General features: G+C 45.4%; 15 protein-coding genes. 4 read left to right on the top strand and 11 right to left on the bottom strand.

Annotation, left to right across the window (positions count from 1 at the left end):
- Positions 1-6: 6 nt before the first annotated feature.
- From V5J77_RS04850 to V5J77_RS04835, 4 genes are all read right to left on the bottom strand, one after another.
- Entirely contained in the window at positions 7-945 is a 939-nt protein-coding gene (locus V5J77_RS04850) for an ABC transporter permease (RefSeq protein WP_338554664.1), read from the bottom strand.
- Positions 938-1,984 carry an ABC transporter permease gene (locus V5J77_RS04845; RefSeq protein WP_338554663.1) on the bottom strand — a complete coding sequence of 349 codons (1,047 nt, stop codon included), beginning with the start codon at positions 1,982-1,984 and terminating at the stop codon, positions 938-940. The genes V5J77_RS04850 and V5J77_RS04845 overlap by 8 nt, the downstream gene beginning before the upstream one ends.
- Entirely contained in the window at positions 1,981-3,537 is a 1,557-nt protein-coding gene (locus V5J77_RS04840) for an ABC transporter ATP-binding protein (protein WP_338554662.1), read from the bottom strand. Before V5J77_RS04840 ends, V5J77_RS04845 begins: the two co-directional genes overlap by 4 nt.
- Positions 3,538-3,642: 105 nt before the next feature.
- On the bottom strand, positions 3,643-4,767 hold the full coding sequence (locus V5J77_RS04835) for a BMP family ABC transporter substrate-binding protein (RefSeq protein WP_338554661.1): 1,125 nt from the start codon (positions 4,765-4,767) through the stop codon (positions 3,643-3,645).
- A gap of 247 nt (positions 4,768-5,014) precedes the next feature.
- Between V5J77_RS04835 and V5J77_RS04830 the strand changes: the two genes are divergently transcribed.
- Positions 5,015-5,767, top strand: a complete 753-nt coding sequence (locus V5J77_RS04830; protein ID WP_338554660.1) for an AraC family transcriptional regulator — start codon at positions 5,015-5,017, stop codon at positions 5,765-5,767.
- A gap of 165 nt (positions 5,768-5,932) precedes the next feature.
- On the opposite strand, the gene V5J77_RS04825 is transcribed toward V5J77_RS04830, so the two are convergent.
- A complete protein-coding gene (locus tag V5J77_RS04825; protein WP_338554659.1) occupies positions 5,933-6,223 on the bottom strand; it encodes a hypothetical protein in 291 nt (96 codons plus the stop codon).
- Positions 6,224-6,524: 301 nt separating this feature from the next.
- On the bottom strand, positions 6,525-6,707 hold the full coding sequence (locus V5J77_RS04820; RefSeq protein WP_338554658.1) for a DUF3934 family protein: 183 nt from the start codon (positions 6,705-6,707) through the stop codon (positions 6,525-6,527).
- A gap of 492 nt (positions 6,708-7,199) precedes the next feature.
- Between V5J77_RS04820 and V5J77_RS04815 the strand changes: the two genes are divergently transcribed.
- From V5J77_RS04815 to V5J77_RS04805, 3 genes are all read left to right on the top strand, one after another.
- Positions 7,200-7,949 (top strand): LytTR family DNA-binding domain-containing protein, encoded by a 750-nt coding sequence (locus tag V5J77_RS04815; RefSeq protein ID WP_338554657.1) that lies wholly within the window; start codon positions 7,200-7,202, stop codon positions 7,947-7,949.
- Positions 7,942-9,225: a GHKL domain-containing protein gene (locus tag V5J77_RS04810; RefSeq protein WP_338556550.1), complete on the top strand. Its 1,284-nt coding sequence runs from the start codon at positions 7,942-7,944 to the stop codon at positions 9,223-9,225. Before V5J77_RS04815 ends, V5J77_RS04810 begins: the two co-directional genes overlap by 8 nt.
- Positions 9,226-9,379: 154 nt before the next feature.
- Positions 9,380-11,446, top strand: a complete 2,067-nt coding sequence (locus V5J77_RS04805) for a serine hydrolase domain-containing protein (RefSeq protein ID WP_338554656.1) — start codon at positions 9,380-9,382, stop codon at positions 11,444-11,446.
- Positions 11,447-11,556: 110 nt separating this feature from the next.
- Here V5J77_RS04805 and V5J77_RS04800 read toward each other — a convergent pair whose 3' ends face one another.
- From V5J77_RS04800 to V5J77_RS04780, 5 genes are all read right to left on the bottom strand, one after another.
- On the bottom strand, positions 11,557-12,513 hold the full coding sequence (locus V5J77_RS04800) for a carbohydrate ABC transporter permease (RefSeq protein ID WP_338554655.1): 957 nt from the start codon (positions 12,511-12,513) through the stop codon (positions 11,557-11,559).
- Between the two features lie 2 nt (positions 12,514-12,515).
- Positions 12,516-13,481, bottom strand: coding sequence for an ABC transporter permease subunit (locus tag V5J77_RS04795; protein ID WP_338554654.1), 966 nt, complete (start codon positions 13,479-13,481; stop codon positions 12,516-12,518).
- Between the two features lie 90 nt (positions 13,482-13,571).
- Positions 13,572-15,266, bottom strand: coding sequence for an extracellular solute-binding protein (locus tag V5J77_RS04790; RefSeq protein ID WP_338554653.1), 1,695 nt, complete (start codon positions 15,264-15,266; stop codon positions 13,572-13,574).
- A 123-nt stretch (positions 15,267-15,389) separates the two neighbouring features.
- Positions 15,390-16,931, bottom strand: a complete 1,542-nt coding sequence (locus V5J77_RS04785; protein WP_338554652.1) for a response regulator — start codon at positions 16,929-16,931, stop codon at positions 15,390-15,392.
- Positions 16,921-18,759, bottom strand: coding sequence for a sensor histidine kinase (locus tag V5J77_RS04780; RefSeq protein WP_338554651.1), 1,839 nt, complete (start codon positions 18,757-18,759; stop codon positions 16,921-16,923). The genes V5J77_RS04785 and V5J77_RS04780 overlap by 11 nt, the downstream gene beginning before the upstream one ends.
- Positions 18,760-18,771: the final 12 nt, after the last annotated feature.

Below are 18,771 nucleotides of genomic sequence, written 5' to 3'. Positions count from 1 at the left end.
TAATCATCATCCTTTCACTTTCGTTTTAAGCTTCCTATTTCTTTTACGGGATTCGCTGACCGCGTAGACGACGAGTCCGATGACGGTCGTGACGTAAGGGAGTGTGCCGATCAGCTCCGCCGGAATTTTAAGCACCTGAAGCGCATTAGCCAGCGCATCCGCCGCGCCGAATAACAGGGATGTCAGCGTCGTGCCGACTGTCGTGCTCCGCCCCATCGACTCCGCGGCAATCGCGATCCAGCCCCGGCCTGCGGTCATATCCCGCGTGAACAGCGAGAGGTAGCCCATCGACATATAAGCGCCGCCAAGTCCTGCGAAAAAGCCGCTCAGCAGCAGCGCCGTATACTGCACCTTCACTACGCTGACCCCAACGGACTGAGCAGCCTGCGGATTTTCGCCTACTGAGCGAATGCGCAGGCCAAGCGGTGTTCTTTTCAGCATGTAATAGACAACAAAAACCGCCAGTATCGACATATAAGTCAATACATTGTGACCCGAGAAAATCGGTCCCAGCACTGGAATATCCTTAAGCAGCGGAATGTCCACACTAGGCAGCACCTTGCTCGGAAGCGAGGTCGAGGAGCCTTTATCACCGCTTAGCAAATACAAAATAAATACGGTTCCCCCGGAGGCGAACATATTGATCGCTACCCCGCCGAGAATAATATGCGTCTTGAAATGCAGGGTGAAAAAAGCCAATATGCCGGAAATCAGCGTACCCGCCATTACAGCCCCCATCAACCCAACCCATGAGCTACCTGTATAAGCGCTGACCACGACGCCAGAAAGCGCCGCCACAAGCATAATGCCCTCAAGTCCGATATTGATAATACCCGCACGGTTGGAAATAAGGGCTCCTAAGGCGGCGAACAAAATCGGAGTCGTTACCCGGAGGACAGAAAACGCAAATTCAGTTGTAAAAATGACATTAAACAAACTAGACATTACGCTGTGCCTCCTTGAGCAGCATCCGATTTTTCCAGAATTTCAAAAACTGCTCTGCCGAAATCAGCAAAATGATTATGGCCTGCACAATCGAAATCATTTCCGCAGGCACATCGGAGAAACGCGCCATCTGGTCAGCCCCAATACGAATATATGCGAGGAAAAGCGCTGCGCCGATGACCGATAGCGGATTGTTTTTCGCCAGCATCGCCACAAGAGCACCATCAAGACCATAGCCCGGCAGCGACGACCACTGAAAGCGACTGTACATGCCCAGCACCTCGACCGAGCCGCCCATGCCCGCAATAAATCCGGCAATTAAATGCACGATAACGATGACCTTAGCTGTCTTCATGCCGGAGTAGCCCGCAAATTCGCGATTGGCGCCCGTCATTCTCAGCTCATAGCCCCATTTGGTTTTGTACAAAAAATAATGCGCCGCCACAATCAGCAGGAGCACGATAATCAGTCCCGTATGAATACGGGTTCCTGGTATCAGCTTGCTGAGCATCGCTGTCTTCTCAAACTTGAAGGATACAGCTGCGAAGGCCTGGGCATCGCGCAGCTTGTAGTTCAAAATATAAAGCCCGATTCCAAACAAAATATTGTTGAACATGAGCGAGCTGACAAGCTCATTTACATTCCATTTCGCCTTGAGTATGCCCGGTATGGCAGATAACAGTGCGCCGACTAGCGACCCTGCCAGTATGGCCACAATCGGATGAACGAAGCTGTTCAGGCTCAGATGTATCGCAAGCGTTGCTGCAACGACCCCGGAAAAATAAAACAGCCCTTCCGCTCCAAGATTGAATAAATTCGCCTTAAACAGCAGCGATACCGCAAGTCCTGTGAACATGAGCGGAATCGCCATTTCAATGACGTTGCCGATATGCCCCTTCGTATTCAGCGGCTCCCATAGGAAGATGCGAATGCTCTCCAGCGGCTGCTCGCTGACAATCGAAATAATAATAAAAGCGAGAACAAGCGCAATTAGAATGACCGCTGTTGTCCGAATGACTTCAAAATATTTTACCTTCATGCTTCCACGGCCCTCCTGATTTGCTGCTCGTCCTGGCGCTCAAGGCCCAGCATGTACAGTCCGAGCTCTTCCTCGCTTACCGCTGACGGCTCCTCCAAATAAGCGACAATCTGTCCTTCATACATGACGAGCAGGCTGTCGCTCAGCTCCAATATTTCATTTAAATCTGCGGAAATAAGCAGCACGCCGCTGCCGCCATCCCGAAGCTCAATCAGCTTCTGATGAATAAATTGAGCGGCCCCGATGTCGACGCCGCGTGTCGGCTGCTCGGCAATGAGCAAATCCGGCGCTGTCGAGCATTCGCGAGCGACGACGACCTTCTGCATGTTGCCGCCTGAAAGCATGCCTATCGGCTGATTCGGGCCTGAGCAGCGCACGCGGAACTCCTCTATAAGAGTGGTCGCAAGCTGCGCTATTTTTTTACTTTTCAAAAAGAGGCCATTGTTCATCGCTTTCGTATTGTATTGCGTAGAAATCAAATTATCGGAAATGCTCGCATCCTTCGCTGCTCCCTGGCGCATGCGATCCTCTGGAATATACGAAACGCCAAGCGAGCGAATTTGGCGAATATCATAGCCTTGAATATCCGTGCCTTTAACAGCCACATTTCCGCCGCGCACAGCTAGACTGCCCGTTAACGCCTCAACGAGCTGAGTTTGCCCATTGCCCTCAACGCCAGCGATGCCTACGATTTCACCGCTGCGCACCTTGAAGGCTACCTTGTTGAGCAGCGCCTTGCCCGACTCATCACTTAGCGAAAAATCAGTAACTGACAAAATCGGCGCCCCATAAGGCTTCTTCTCCTTGTCATACTTCAGCACGACGTCACGGCCGACCATCAGCTTGGAAATTTCCTGCTCGGTAACGTCCTTCGTCCAAAAAACACCCTCGCTTTTGCCCGCTCGCATAATCGTAATACGGTCGCAAATCGCTTTAACTTCCTTGAGTTTATGGGAAATAAACACAATCGTATGCCCCTGCTGCTTAAGCTGCGTCAGCTCACGGAACAGCTCTTCGGTTTCCTGCGGCGTCAATACGGCTGTCGGCTCATCGAGAATGAGAATTTCGGCGCCACGCAGCAGAGCCTTCAATATTTCGACCTTCTGCTTCATGCCGACGCTGAGATCCTCGACCTTCGCCTTCGGATTAACGAGCAGATTGTACTTCTTGCTCATCTCCTCCGTCATTCGCACCGCTTCATTGTAATTAATGCTGATGCCTTTCTTCGGCTCCATGCCCAGCACCATATTTTCCGCGACGGTGAACGACGGCACCAGCATAAAATGCTGATGCACCATGCCGATGCCATGGTCGATCGCATCCTGCGGCGAAGCCAGCTTTACGGGCTTGCCCCGAAGAATAATCTCGCCCTCGCTTGGCTCTTCCATGCCGAACATCATCTTCATCAGCGTGGATTTTCCAGCACCATTTTCACCGACAATCGCATGAATTTCGCCCTCGGCCAGTGAAAACTGGACGTTTTGGTTGGCGACAACCCCATTCGGATACACCTTCGTAATCTTTTTCATTTCGAGCAGCTGACTCGGCATCATCGTAAAACCCCTTTACCTTTCGGAGGTCATTATAAAGAGGCAGCTGGCCTTCTTCCCGATAGGAATAGAATAATGACCAACTGCACTGAATTTTTCAAATCGTTATTATGGTTTAACAGCGTTGCGGATCGCTTCGATTTGCGAAGTTTCCATGCCCATCGCATTGTCTACTTTAATTTCTTGTTTAGCGAGCTTTTGCTTGATGTCTTCAACTTGCTTCTGCATATCCGCTGTGAAGATGGATTTGTAAATATCATTTTCAGCAATGCCTACGCCATCCTGATCAAAGCTGAGCACTTGGCGTTGTCCATATTCAAGCGTACCCTCTTGCGTTTTCTTCACTGCACCAACAATCGCGGAGTCGATTTTTTTGATAGCAGACGTTACAATGAGATCCGCTTTTTCTTTATCCGTTTCCTGAAGCAGGGTGCCTTGGTCGGAGTCAACCCCAATCGCGTAACGCTTCTTGTCCTTGGCTGCATCGAATATACCTAGGCCCGTAGCGCCAGCCACGTTGAAAATAACGTCAACACCAGAATTGTACTGGATCAGCGACAGCTCCTTGCCTTTCGCCGGGTTAACGAAATCTCCCGCATAGGAAACGGCTACTTTAATGGCTGGATCAACGTATTGCGCGCCTTGAATATAACCAACCAGAAATGCATTAATGCCGGGAATGTCCATGCCGCCAACAAAGCCAATCACATTATCCTTATTCGCATTTGGAATATCGGCTTTCGTTGCAATTGCGGCTACGGCTCCAGCAAGGAAGGAAACCTCGTTCGTTGCGTAGGACATCGCATATACGTTAGCTGGTGTTTCTTCAATATCCGTGTCGTAGTTGATGAATTTTTTGTCCGGATACATCTCTGCTGTTGCATTAAACATTTCGGTAATTTCCGAGCCGCCGGAGATAACGATATCCCAGTCCTGCGCTGCTATATCTTGATAAGTAGGTTCCCACTTTGTTTTGTCTGTTCCCATTTCAATGACCTTCGTTTCGGCGCCAAGCTCGGATTTAACGAGCGTCAATCCCCTGTTCGCTGCATCAAAGAAGGATTTGTCGCCGAGTGTGCCCGGTATGAGCAAAACAACCTTCAGCTTCTTGTCCCCTCCTGTATTGCCTGAGCCTGATGAATTGCCGCTGCTCGACCCCGTATTTCCTCCACCACAAGCTGCCAGCACCAATAGAACCGAAATCATGAGCAATGCCATCACATTTTTTTTCATTTTCTGTACCCCACTCTCTGTCGATTAAAAGATGTGTTCACTTTGAAACCAGCCACCGCACTTGCTTTCCTGAAAAGAATGCTTACCCCAAGTGTAATGTAGAAAATAAATAGGTTATAATAAAGGTACACTTTCTAAATAGCTTGTTCGGGATGATACGATCATAACAAATTCGATATCAAATAATTATCTCGATTCGGTCAACTTTTTATACGATTCGGCTACAAATACGCGAAGGAGGGCTGTTATGAATCAATTATTGTATTTAGCAACTGACATACATGAGAGAAATACTAACATCCCTCCTCATCAGCATGAATGCTATGAGCTTGTATATTATATTCGCGGTACAGGCCCCGCCGTAATTGCCGGACGGAAATATCGCTTTAAAGACCATACGATTGCCCTCATCGCTCCTCGGCATATACATAGCGAAATTCATGAGCTGGAGGGGGAGGTGCTGTTTATTGGTTTTCATGCACCAGAAGCGGAGCTGAAAGGATTAAGCGGCATATATGATGACGATGCGAACCACACCATTTTAAAGCTTTTATGGCGTATGAAAGAGGTGTTTTTTATTCGCCCGAGAACCGACAGCGAGCCGCTGAATGTGCTTCTCAATGAGCTGCTTCCGCCGCTTCAGCACATTTTGGGAAGCCGAAAAACACCCCATCCGTCAGAGGATCGCGTCAAATATGTTCTGCAATATATGGATGATCATTATAAACAGAAGCTCACCGTTGAACTGCTGGCTGACATGTCTGGTTATAGCTATGACCGTTTCCGCCATCTTTTCAAGGAGCGCTACAACATCGCGCCTCTTCAATATATTTTGCTAAAACGTCTGGAATATGCAAAAACGCTGCTCAAAAACACGCAAATGCACATTTCTGAAATTGCAGCCGATGCCGGCTTTGCCAATGATGCGCAATTTTGCAGCATGTTTAAACGGGAAATTGGCTGTACGCCTCGTGCCTATAGAAGGGGTGCCCTTTCTTGAGACATGAAAATAAAACTGAAAGAAAGCTAACACGTGGGGACTTTACGAAATGCTTAACCATACGTGGGGATGGTGCAGGGATTTATAATTAATGAGACGAACTCACCAAGCATGGCGTGGGGGTTCATCTCATCTATCCGTTAGCAGCCTATTATATGTTGATGCTTATGCCTTGCCTTTGTAGGTTTTCGTAGCTGCTTCGAGCATGGATTTCCAATCCGCAAACTCGGTCTCGCGTGCAACATGGCGATCAAAAAGCTCGTCAGGAATGTTGTCGATCTCCTCATGCGTCTCTGCTTGAAAATTGCCTTTCTCCAAAAACTGCGCAAAGCTGCTGCTGCCGGAATGCTTGCTCATAAATGCATCATTAAACAGCTCCTGTAAGGAAACCACATTCGGATCTTCCTGGTTTGTTTTCTGTCCCTGCAATTCCTTCAACAGGTCGTCAAATGACATTGGTTTTTGCTTTCTCAGATTACCACTCCTTTAATTTGTGCGATCGACTGTAAGCCCATGCAAATTTCTTATACATGAAGTCTGATCTTTTTAAAAACCTTTTAAACACTCAAGTAAACACTCAAGATAAAACGGCTGTCGCCGTCCTTTAGGCAGCTCTGCGCGTTTCAGTCCGAGAATTTTCAAAAAAAACCTTCTGGAAAGCACTGCTTCATGCTGCCCAAGATTTCAGTTATTTCTATAATATCATTATTCATGCTATGCGTTAATATATGGAACGTTTAAGTTTTTTACTTTTGGACTAAACGCTAGGCTTCTCGCCTTTTTGAGTACCTGAAGCTGCTGCTCCAGCTTGATTTTTAGTCCCTTTGCTTTTATAAGGCTTAGGCGCGTTTTTGGCTTTATTGGCACTAGCCTGCCACCGATTCCAGCCCTTCTTGTCCGTTCCCCTGCCTGTTCCACCCTTGCCCTTCGCCTTGCTCAAAAAAATCACTCCTTTATCGTTGGCTCAAAATCGAGACCATTGCTTGCCGCCTAAAACCAGCCAAGGTGAAACGACTCTCGCCGTCCTCTGGCGCCGCGGCGCGTTTCATTTTGAGAAATATAGAGAAAGAATGGCGAAAGCATATGCTTTCCTATATTTTAAAAATGAAAAAGCATCTCCTACGCCTGTATTAGCTGACAGACCTGCTGTGCAGCCAACGGAATAGACAGATGCAGACTCAGTATAACAATGAAACGCATGATTTGCCAGAGCTAGCCACTAGAAATGATCGCTCTTCATGGCTGCGGGGACTACTTAATGATATCTTCTTCAATCAGGTCACCGTTTATATGTACCACTATGCCATTTGAAGGATTCAAATATGCCTTTCATCCAATAGTTTGTTTATCCAAGGCCAAAAAATTGTATGATAGTATGATATTTAGATATCGTTGTACAATGACGCAAATGAAGCTTAGGGAGGTATCCTATATGTATAGAGTAGCGATTTGTGAGGACGAGGAGCAGCAAAGAGAGCTCGTTAGAAGCATGCTGATTGCTTTGTCGATCAAGTCCAATATTGATTTTGAAATTGAATTATTCAGCTCGGGGGAACAGCTTCTAGCTCATTATGAGCGAGAGGAAACGCCCTTCCATATTCTAATATTGGATGTCGAAATGAATGGACTGAACGGCATTCAAACCGCGCGAAAAATAAGAGGCCTCCATCGCCTTGATGAGCAAATTGTCTTTCTGACAAGCTACCCGGAATATATGGTCGAAAGCTTCGATGTCATGACCTTTCAATATTTATTAAAGCCGGTAGCCCCTGCGATGCTGGAGGAAAAAATAATAAAGCTATGCCAATACTTTCAAGCGCTTAACAAAAAATTTCTGGTCATCAAGTCAGCCTATGATGAGGTCGTTTTAAAATATGATGACATCATTGGCATCGAGGCGGCCAAAAGCTTAACCATCAAGAGCAAGCTTAATTTTATGACCTCACATGGCATCTATGAAAGCAAAGGCATCCTAGCCGATTATGCTACAGCCTTGAAGGACAGCAACTTCCTGCAAATCCATCGTTCCATTATTATTAATCTGCTCCATGTGAAGAAGTTTGCAAGTGGAGTCGTTCTTATGTCGAGTGGCATAGAGCTGCCGATCGGCCGTTCGAAAATCAAGGAAGTGAAGGATTTTTATACAAAATTTATGATTCTGAGGGTCAATGAATATGATTGAGGGCAATCTGTTGTACGTATTCATTATTGCTTTTGTGATGTGCGTCCAAGTCTCTTTTTTCTTCGACTCGGTTTTTGGCAAGTCTACCAGGAAGCCTCATCGCCTCCTTTATTTCATTGTGTTTATCGTGCTGGATTCTCTGTATTTATTTTTTTATATCTCGCCTGTTGTATCCTCGGCTTTTGCGCTGCTTGTCATCTTTAGCTTGGCCCAAGCTTACAAAGTCGAGTTAAAAGCCAAAATCATTTTTACAATCCTTTATGGCGTGTTAATGACCATCGTCAATCCCATCTCGCTTTACATTTTTTATACGCTGGGTTCCTTCGAATTTGGCAGCTTTAATAGCAGCAATGATCAGGATCAGCTTGCTTACACAAAAGCTACTCTACTCACCTGCATCATCATGTTTGCTGTCATTCAAATGATCCGACTATTCGCCAAGCGAAGAAGCTTCTCCTTGCATTATCGCTACTATTTACTCATTATGAGCGTCCCTGTCATCAGCCTCTACCAGCTTCATGTGCTGACGGTCTATAGCGAGATGAATATTCACTATTTCATATCGGTCATCGGATTTCTTTTCATCAACGTGATGATTATTTACGTATTTGATACCATCATTGAAAAATTTCAATTTATGCATGAGAATGCTCAATTGCAGCAGCAGATGGTCTATCAGGATGCCAATTACGAGAAAACCGTGCATAGCTTCAAATCGATTAAAAGAATCATTCATGATACGAACCAGCAGTTTTTGTACATCGAGGAATGTATCAAACGAAATGAGCTGGCAGCAGCGATGGAGCATATTAAAACAACGTTAAACAAAGTCGAAGGCGCCTATCAGCGGATAAATACCGGGAACCTCGTCATTGATGCGCTTGTTACGAATACATTGACGATAGGCCAAGCGAATGGCATCCGAATCGATACGAAGCTTAATCTGAATGGTCAGGAAATAACGATTGACCGATACGACCTCTGCGTCGTCCTTGGTAATATGCTGGATAATGCAATCGAAGCTTCTAAACGGGTCCGAATGGCCGAGGATCGCTCCATACTCATTCACATCCACGCCAATGATTCTGCGCTGTTCATCCGCATTGTGAATCGTATGGAAACAGAGGCCGCCTCCCTGCGCAGCCAGAAGCCGAACCCGGAATACCATGGCATTGGCTTAACGAACATCGCTAGAATATGCGACAAATATGGCGGTCATATGACGATAGAAACGAAGCCGAAACAATTTCATAATATGGTCATGCTGCCTTTTTGAATGAACAATTGTTAAAAACAGTCCTTAAACAATTTTGTTGTTGAGGGATTGTTTTTTTCGTTTCAGGGTCATTCGCTCCATAAGCTCCTCCCTCCTTGTAACATACAAACAGGAAGAAAAATTTGGCAAGGCACTTAAGAGGAGGATGTTCTAAATGAAAAAAATGATTGCTGGATTAATGGCTGCTGCGCTGTTCATTATTCCCGTAGCTCAGAGCTTTGCTCAGGCCAATAAGGTTGCGGCTCCAGACACGGTTAAGGAAACGGCGCAACAGCTCGCTTCGAGTCTCGTATCCAATTACGGTGTCAGCGGGCTGCAATATGCCATTGTGGATGAGGGGGCCGTTGCCCTGTCGGGCGGCGCGGGGGTATATGATAAAGCGACCAAGGCGCCCATTACGAAGGACACGATGTTCGGAATAGGCTCGATAAGCAAAATGTACGTCACGGCGGCAGCGATGATGCTCGCTGATGCTAAGCAAATTGATATCGACAAGCCGCTAACGACATATATCAAGGATTTTAAAATGGCCGATGAGCGCTATAAGCAAATAACGCCTCGCATGCTCATGAATCATTCAGCAGGCCTATATGGCTCCCACTATGAAGGCAGCATGCTGTTTGACGACAATGATACAAGCAGTCATGATAAATTATTGCTCAGGTTGCAAACCGAGCGATTAAAATCAGCTCCCGGCGAATTTTCGGTATACAGCAACGACAGCTTTCAACTGCTTGAGCTGTTGGTTGAACGAGTAAGTGGCTTAAGCTATACCACATTCATCGAGCAGCGCATAGCCAAGCCTTTGAATTTAAGCGCTACGAAAACGCCGCTTGATTCCTTCGATCGCACACGGCTGGCAAAAACCTATTTCCCTACGATGGAGCATGCTATGCCCGCCGAAAACGCCAATGTTATTGGGACAGGCGGCATTTACTCAACGGCGGAAGAGTTAAGTAAGTTTGCTGAAGTATTAATCGGCGATCATCCCGATATTTTATCCGTACAGTCGGCCAAAGCCATGCAAAGCCATGAGTATAGACAAGGCGTTTGGGTACCAGAAGAGTCCAATACCATTAATTATGGACTAGGCTGGGATGCTGTTAGCTTGGCCCCTTTTGATGAATATGGCATAACAGCTCTTTCTAAAGGCGGTGATACGATGATGTATCACGCCTCTCTGATTGCACTGCCTGAGCACCATATTTCTATCGCCGTGCTTTCATCGGGAGGACGCTCCATTTACAATAGCATTTTTGCAACCAATGTGTTGTTAGAATATTTAAAAGCAGAGAACATCATTCAGGGCATCCTGCCACCTAAAACCTTTGAGCCTTCCGTGAAAGCCGATATGCCGGCAGAGCTGCTTGCTTATTCAGGTTTTTACGGCACAGTAGGAGCAACGATAGATATTGAGATTAAGGACGGGGAGCTTGCTTTACCCGCTTTAATGGGCGGATTAATACCTGCACAAAATTACGTATATACAGGCAATCGACAATTTAAAAGCAAGGAAGGCAAAATAACGGTTAGCTTTGATGAGCAAAGCAATGGCCATACGTATTTGAAGCTTAGCTTCTATTTGGAATTCCCAGGTATCGGTCAAACGCTCATGGTTGGCTATAGCTATCAGAAGCTGGACGCTAATCCTCTAACACAGGCAACGAAACAGGCTTGGGAAACTAGAAACGGCAAAAGCTACTATCCTTTGAATGAAAAAATCACTTCTATATTTTATTTATCGCAGCCGTATTTCGTGAAGAAGCTAGTCGCGAATACCGAAAATGGCTACGCATCAGGCACAAAAATTGTGGATGAAAATACAGCAGTCAACGTTGCTGAAATTCCGGTGATGAACGGAAGAGATGCCTTTGACCTCCATTTCTATACGTTGCAAAAGAAAGAGTATTTGGAAATCGCCGGCTCCTCCTTTATCCGTGAAGATGCAATCGAGCCTCTATTCAGCGGCAAATCTTCGGTTAGCACGATACCGCCGAGCGGCCATGCCGTATGGTATAAAATAGATAAGAAATCGGCAAATAAACGAATGACCGTTGATGTGCCGGCAGGCGGCGGCTTTGCAGTATATGATTCAGCGGGCATGATCGTCAACTTCTCCATTGCCAGCCTTGAAAAATCAGTGACGCTGCCAGCAGACGGACTGATCGTTTTCGGCGGCCAAGCCGGGGATGCCTTTCAGATCGAGTTAAAGAAAAACTAGAGCGTGTGAAGTAAAAGTTAATGGCGCCGGCTCGAGCTGCATCAGAAAATGATCCAGGTCGAGCCAGCGCCATTAATGAATAAAGAAAACGTCTTCGTTATGAGTGGCACCTATTCTTTTACACTGCCTACGTTCAATCCCACCACAAAGTACTTCTGGAGAAACGGATATACAAGGAGAATCGGCACCGCTGCAACTACAGTAACCGCAGCACGAATTGATATTGGCGTTACCATTGAGATCGAATCCTTCGTCGCCCCGGCTCCATTCGCCACGGAGGGGTTGCTATTGGAATTCATCGTCGAGGATAAAAGCTTCATCAGCTCGTATTGCAAGGTGCTTAGCTCTTGTCTTGAAGACGTGTATAGAAATGCATCGAACCAGGCATTCCATGACCCTACAGCTACAAACAGTGCTATGGTAGCCAACACTGGCTTACACAGCGGGAAAATAATTTGCATGAAAATTTTGAAATCTCCCGCCCCGTCAATTCGTGCGGATTCTACGAGACTTTCAGGAAGCGTTCCAATGTAAGTTCTTATTACAATCATGTTGAACGCGCTAAGCATCGAAGGAATAATGTAAACCCAGAAGCTATTCAGCAAATTCAAGTCCTTGATTAGAAAATAGCCTGGGATCAAGCCAGCGCTGAAATACATGGTCAAAATAAAGACAAGGGTAATCGGTTTGCGGAAAACAAATTCCCGCCGACTTAACGTATAAGCGAGCATCGTCGTTAGAAAAATGTTCAGCACGGTTGAAAGTACCGTTCTTGCCACCGAAACCCAAAAGGCGTTGTATATCGTCCCCGAAACAAAAACCGCCTTGTAGTTTTGCAAAGTCCATTCCCTCGGCCACATATAGATGCCGCCGCGAATCGTATCATTCCCTACATTTAAGGAAACGGCAATCGTATTCAGAAAAGGATATAACGTAACGACTACCAGAAACAGCATGAAAATGGTGTTAAATGTGTTAAAAAGAATCGGTTCTATTCCGGAAGTGCCCACGCCTCTGCTCAGTGATCGGCCTGAAGCTTTTTTTGGACTGATTGGTTGATTTTCCATGTCTATAACAGCCTCTCTTCCCCGAGTCGTTTAGCTGTCCAGTTCGCGAGCAGCAGCATCGTTATGCTAACAACTGTTTTGAAAATGCCGCCAGCGGTAGCGAGCGAGTAATTGCCCTGAGCGATCCCGTATTTTAAGACAAAAATATCTATCGTTTCTGACCAGTCGACAACTAGGCCGTTTCCAAGCAAATACTGCACTTCAAATCCAGCGTCCATAATATGTCCGATCGACATAATCAACAAAATGACAATGGTCGATTTCATACCCGGCAAGGTCACATTGAGCATCTTTCTATAGCGGTTTGCGCCATCAATTTCAGCTGCTTCATACAACGCGGGATCAATTGAAGCCAGCGCGGCCAAATAAATAATCGTGCTCCAGCCGACCTCTTTCCATATATGTGATGCACCAACGACTCCCCAGAAATACTCTCCCTTGCTAAGCCATAGGATCGGCTCATTAATCAAATGCAGCCTCATCAGCACATCATTAATGATTCCGTCGGATGCCAGCGAAGTAGCCACAATCCCGGTCACAATAACCCAGGACAAAAAGTGAGGCAAATAAGAAATCGTCTGAACCATTCTTTTCCACAATACTTTTTTTATTTCGTTTAATAGCAATGCCAATATAATCGCAGTGGCAAAGCCGAGTACCAGGTTAATCAGACTCATACCGAGCGTATTGCGCAATACGCGCCAAAAACGATCATCGTTAAATAAAAATTCGAAATGCTTAAAGCCAACCCACTTCTGCTGGCTAAAATCACGCGCTGGCTTGTAATCTTGAAAAGCCATCGTCCAACCCCATATGGGAACATAAGAAAACAAAATGATATAAAGCATAAGTGGAACAGACATAAAAATGAGCTGCTTCTGACCTTTAATGACGCTCCAGTTCATTCGTTGTTTTATTCCTTTTTTAGCATTCCGGACGGCTTTCTTCTCCAATAAAGTCTCATCCATTCAGTCCCGCTCTCCCCACAAGCCTTTATTTCAGAAAGAGAGGAAGGCATAATTCATGCCTTACCTCTTGCTGATTCTCAAACAAATGTCTTATTTGCTCCAATCCTTAATTCTTTGCTGAATGATTGTATTGATTCGATCTTCATACGCCTTAACATTGGTTTTTCCAATCTCAGCGGTATACTCATTCCATACCTGCTCAAAATCGGCCGGTTTTGCCAAAATAGCTTTTGGAAGGAATTTAGAAGATAGTTCATTCAGCTTCGTATTTGCGATTTTCGCATCTGAGCCATCTACTAAATCAATGCTCCAAGCCGGATAATAAATCGGGTTTGCTGGCGGCTCGCTGAAGAAGTCCACATAGCTGTTAAAGCCGTAAGCTGCTAATACCTCTTTGTCGAAGTCCTTCAGACCTGCTTGATATTCCTCAGGCTGAGCTGCCCCATCCGTAGAGTTGCCGTCGCTGAAGCTGCCTTCAGTCTTAGGCAAAAACTTAAATAAGGTATCCGCTTTGTTTGCTAATTTCCAAGTTGCATCTGAGAAATTATCACGCTGCTCTTGCGTCTTCATGAATCGGCCATTCTCATTGACGATGTAGTCTTCGTTTACAAAGCCCCATGAGAACGTTTTTTGCCATTCCTCCGTCATAAGAGCATCCATGAATTTAATAATTTTTACCGGGTCCTTCGCATTAACAGTAATACCGAAGCCATTGTTTAAATTAAGCGCACCAAGGTCGCGATAATAATCCTTAATGCTCGTATCGTAAACCAAAGGCAAGCCTACATAGGTTCTATTTTCTTTCTTTTGGGTAGTCAAGGAGTCCTCTGCCGCTTGGAAATTCCAGTGCTGATCGAACATCCCCAGAACCGTACCGCTTGACAATTTAGCCATGTATTGGTCATAGTTCTGCGTGAAAGTCTCTTTATCAAGAAGTCCAAGGCTATTGATTTCATTAAGCTTCTGGTAATACCTTTTGGCATAATCTTTATTCGAGAATATTTCCGCTACTCCATCCTTTACAACAACTCCGCCATCGTTCGGATGCCCGATTAAATGCTGCGGAGCGTTGAACAAGCCCCAGTTTCTCCAATCGCTGTTCAAAATCTCGAATCCGATGGTCGGACTGCCGTCAATCGTCGGGTATTTTTCTTTGTATTTGGCAATCAGATCAAAATACTCGTCAAGCGTTTTGACTTTCGGATAATTGAATTCCTTCAATACTTCCTTCTGTATCCAGAATGCAGGCCCTGAATACCAGGTGCTGTTTACTTTCCCGTTAAATACGCCATAGTTAGGCAAAGTATAAATATGTCCGTCGGTAGGATCCTTCATCATGTTCCAGAAGTCTGCATAATGCGCCTTAAGATTAGGAGCATGCTCTTCGATGAGATCCTCAAGCGGAATAAGGGCTCCTGCAGTGACCAGCTTCGTATTGGAGGTCATAACATCTGGAAAATCTGAACCTGCGATCATTACGCCGAGTTTTTGCTCACTGTCACCAGCGAGAAATTCAAAATTAAGAGTTGCTCCCAATTCATCTTTGATCTTCTTATACACCTTATTATCAGGTGTCGGCTGCTGGCCGGCTTCCCCGATATAGAAGCTAATTTCAAACGGCTCCACTTTTGCCGTTCCATCTCCGCCTGCTGCCGCTGCTCCAGAGTTGTTGCCTTTGCCGGTGTTTGCTCCACTATTATTTCCGCTGCATCCCGACAGAACCACGCTTAGCGACAACAGCATAATCATGCTGAGCCGAAACAGCGATTTGGACTTGCCCCCCATGTAAAGCACCTCCATCTTATTTTAGCTACACGAAGAATCATCCCTTGCATGTAACCTCTCTACATTATAAAAGCGCTTTCATTTCTCGACTATTGCTTAATTATAGTTTTAACCCTAAAAACTTTATAACTTATTGTTTTTATACTTGCTCGGAGACGTTCCCCATCTTTTTTCAAACTCCTTTAGAAAATGACTGTAATTGCTGTAGCCGACACGCTCCGCGATATCGCAATTTTTCAGCTTATTCTGCTCAAGCAGGCTTACTGCCTCAGCGATCCGAAGGTCATGGAGCGATTCATTAAAGCCAAGTCCATTCTTCTTCATCAGCAGTTGACCCAAATAAACTGGATTTAAATAAAATACCTCTCCTAGCTGCTTAATCGTAAGATTTTCACGAAAATGCTCTTGTATATAATCGTTGATTTTCTGTACGATGCCCTGTGACTTTTGCGTCTGCTCCTGTAATAGGAGCTCTATGCTCTCTTCGCCGCATACTAAGAGCCGATTCAAAAGATCATTGATATGGAGCACAGAGCTCGATATTTCCGAAATACTGTATTTTTCGAGCAGAGCTTCGGCTGGCGTATCAACAGTCTCCCGTACATATTCAATGATTCTATATAACAGATGAATGACGATTTTTTTCACGATATCTGGGGCAATAAGCTTCTCTCGGAAGCTGCTTGCAGCTGAATGTACAGCCTCCCGAAAGCTTGATTTGTGAAGCATCTCAATTGCCCCCAGCATACCGTCCATGAGATGAATATCATAGTGACAATGAAAGGGCTTATCCCGGATATCGCTATAATAAACAACTTCATTATAGTCCGTTTTGTAAAAGAGATAGGCAATCGCTTGCTTCGCTGTTCGCAAGCATTTGCCTATATCGAGTAAGGATGACTCTTCCATACCGGCTGCCACAAACAAACGCCGCCCCGCATACCGCCGCATCAGCTCGTTGATGACCAGGCAGGCTCTGTCCTCATCAACCGCTTCGAGCGTATAGCCATAAACGATGCCAAAGCTGTTTTCCTCCAAATCAATCACAAACATAAACGGCTCTAGGGCCAGCAGCGATAAGACCGTCTCTCTCAATTCAGCGAACATGAAAGCATCAGCTTGAACGAGATAGAAATTCCATTTTTCCCTTGCGCCAGATAAGCTTATGAGCGGCGCAGCCTGAACGGAATCGTTCGACACCGACTGCTCCGTCAACCATTTTTTGATTAAAGCAACCGTTTCTTCGTATGTAGCAAGCTGATCAAAGCTTTGCTTCTCGGCCTCCTGTACCAGCTCTCGGTGAATACCTTCTATTTCCAGTTCAGCCTCTTCCGAAATAATTGGCTTCAGCAAATAATGATTGATTCCATACCGCATCGCCCGCTGTGCATATTTAAAATCGCTGTACCCGCTCACGATCACAAAGCTAACTTTTTTCAGATGCTGCTGCCGCCAAGCGGCGATCATATCAAGCCCATCCATTATCGGCATATGGACATCCGTCACGACCAAATCCGGCAGCTGCTCCTTAATTTGCTGTAAGCCCTCTAGCCCGTTGCTGCACGTTCCACAAATTTCAAAGCCTAGCTTATTCCAATCAATCCAGAGCTGCATACCTTCCAGAGCGGCCGGCTCATCATCAATTAACAGTACTTTATAGGTCATGTGCTATACCCTTTCCTCCTTCAAAGTTGTCTTGCTGCTGGAGCAGCTTTATTGGAATTTCAAAGGACACTCTCGTCTCCTCATTCGGGTGGCTCACAATATTGAAAAGCACCTGTTCGTTATAATAAAGCTCCAGTCTGCGATACACATTTCGAATGCCGATACTCATATCGGGCGAGTCTTCATTACGAATAGCTATCATGATTTCCTTCAGCTTGTCAGGCTCAATACCTATTCCATTATCAGTGACTACGACCCGGAGACGCTGGTGATTAACTGAAGCGCTAATTTTAACTGTTCCTACCCCGTATAAGGCTTGTAAGCCATGCTTGCAAGCATTTTCAACTAGTGGCTGTATGCTCATCTTTGGTATTTTATAGCGCAGTGCTTCCTCATCAATATCGAATTTGAATTCAAATTTATCTCTAAAACGAAATTTTTCGATTTTGAGGTACATTTCAATGAACATCATTTCCTCCTGAAGCGAGACGATGTCCTCCTTCCAGCTCAATAATCGTCGGAGCAGCTTGGACAAGCTTTTAATAATATCCGTCACATCTGCATAGTTGTGCTTTGTGCAAGCAACAAGAATGGCGTTCAACGTATTAAATAGAAAATGAGGATTCATCTGACTTTGCAAAAAATTCAACTCGGCCTGTACCCGCTCCATCTCCAGACTTTTTTTCTGAATCTCCAGCTTATACACATTGTTGATCAGCGAGTTGATTCTAGCTGTCATCAGGTTGAAATTTTGAATCAAGCCGCCAATTTCATCGTGACCCTCATCCATATGAATCAGTTCAAACTTCTCGTTCGTCACCTTCTGCATATGTCTGGACAGCCGCTTCACCCGGTAATTGTATGATCTGAGCATGATATAGATGAATATAGATGCGATTAAGCTGACCACTGCCGCCGAAATCGTTACAAACAGCCGCATATCGAGCATGGCATTCGAAACCTGAGTTCCTTGCGTAAGTCCGATCAAGCGCCATCCCTTCACATATTTGGCTTTACCGATTGCCAGCTCATGGATATCTTCTTGCTTGTCAGGCTCTGGCAGCTTAAAGCTAGGGTAAGCATCCTCGATATTTCCTCTCTGATAGCCGCTATGGGCAGACATAATAATTTGATTCTGATCATTGACCAAGAACAAACTCAAATAATCCTCTTCCCGCATGATTACATCGTAAATTTTACTAAGGTCGATATCAATTCGAAGCAGCTTGTCATACTTATTGTAGGAATCATAGTAGTTCATACGCTCAATGATGCTGAAATAGGGGACATTTGAAACCATGTCATTCACTCCAGCTGCGCGATAGGCTGCAACGATTACCGGATTCGTCGCCTTCTCCCACTGTTTGTACCATTCGCTTTTGAGCACACTAGCATTGATTTTGTGGTAGTTGCCTCCCGGCACAATCGATGGATTGTCTGTAAAAATACTAATGCGTGAAATTTGATTATTGACCGGTATATAGCTATTCACCCGGTTTCGAAGCTGTTCATCGAACGCTTCATAGAAATCGGCCTGATTTTCATAGGTTCGGTCCAGCATTTCATACAACGTCTTATCGGTGTACAAGGCATGGCTGACCGCCACCCCGCCGTTTATATAATCATCAATATCCTTCCTCGCCCGCTCCAGCGATATTTCAACATTTTGCTCCTCGCGCGAATTAATCAAGTCAGCCATCCGATCCATAAACAGCAGATTAATGACGATAATCGGCAGAAGAATGCCCACGAAAAAAATAAGAAGAAACTTATAATTTAAAGGAATATCGTTCACGATTGTACCGAATCTGAATCGTCTCCCCCTCATTTGTACACCATC

This window comes from Paenibacillus sp. KS-LC4 (assembly GCF_036894955.1).
Taxonomy (GTDB): Bacteria; Bacillota; Bacilli; order Paenibacillales; family Paenibacillaceae; genus Pristimantibacillus.
This window is presented reverse-complemented; position numbering and strand designations above follow the sequence as displayed.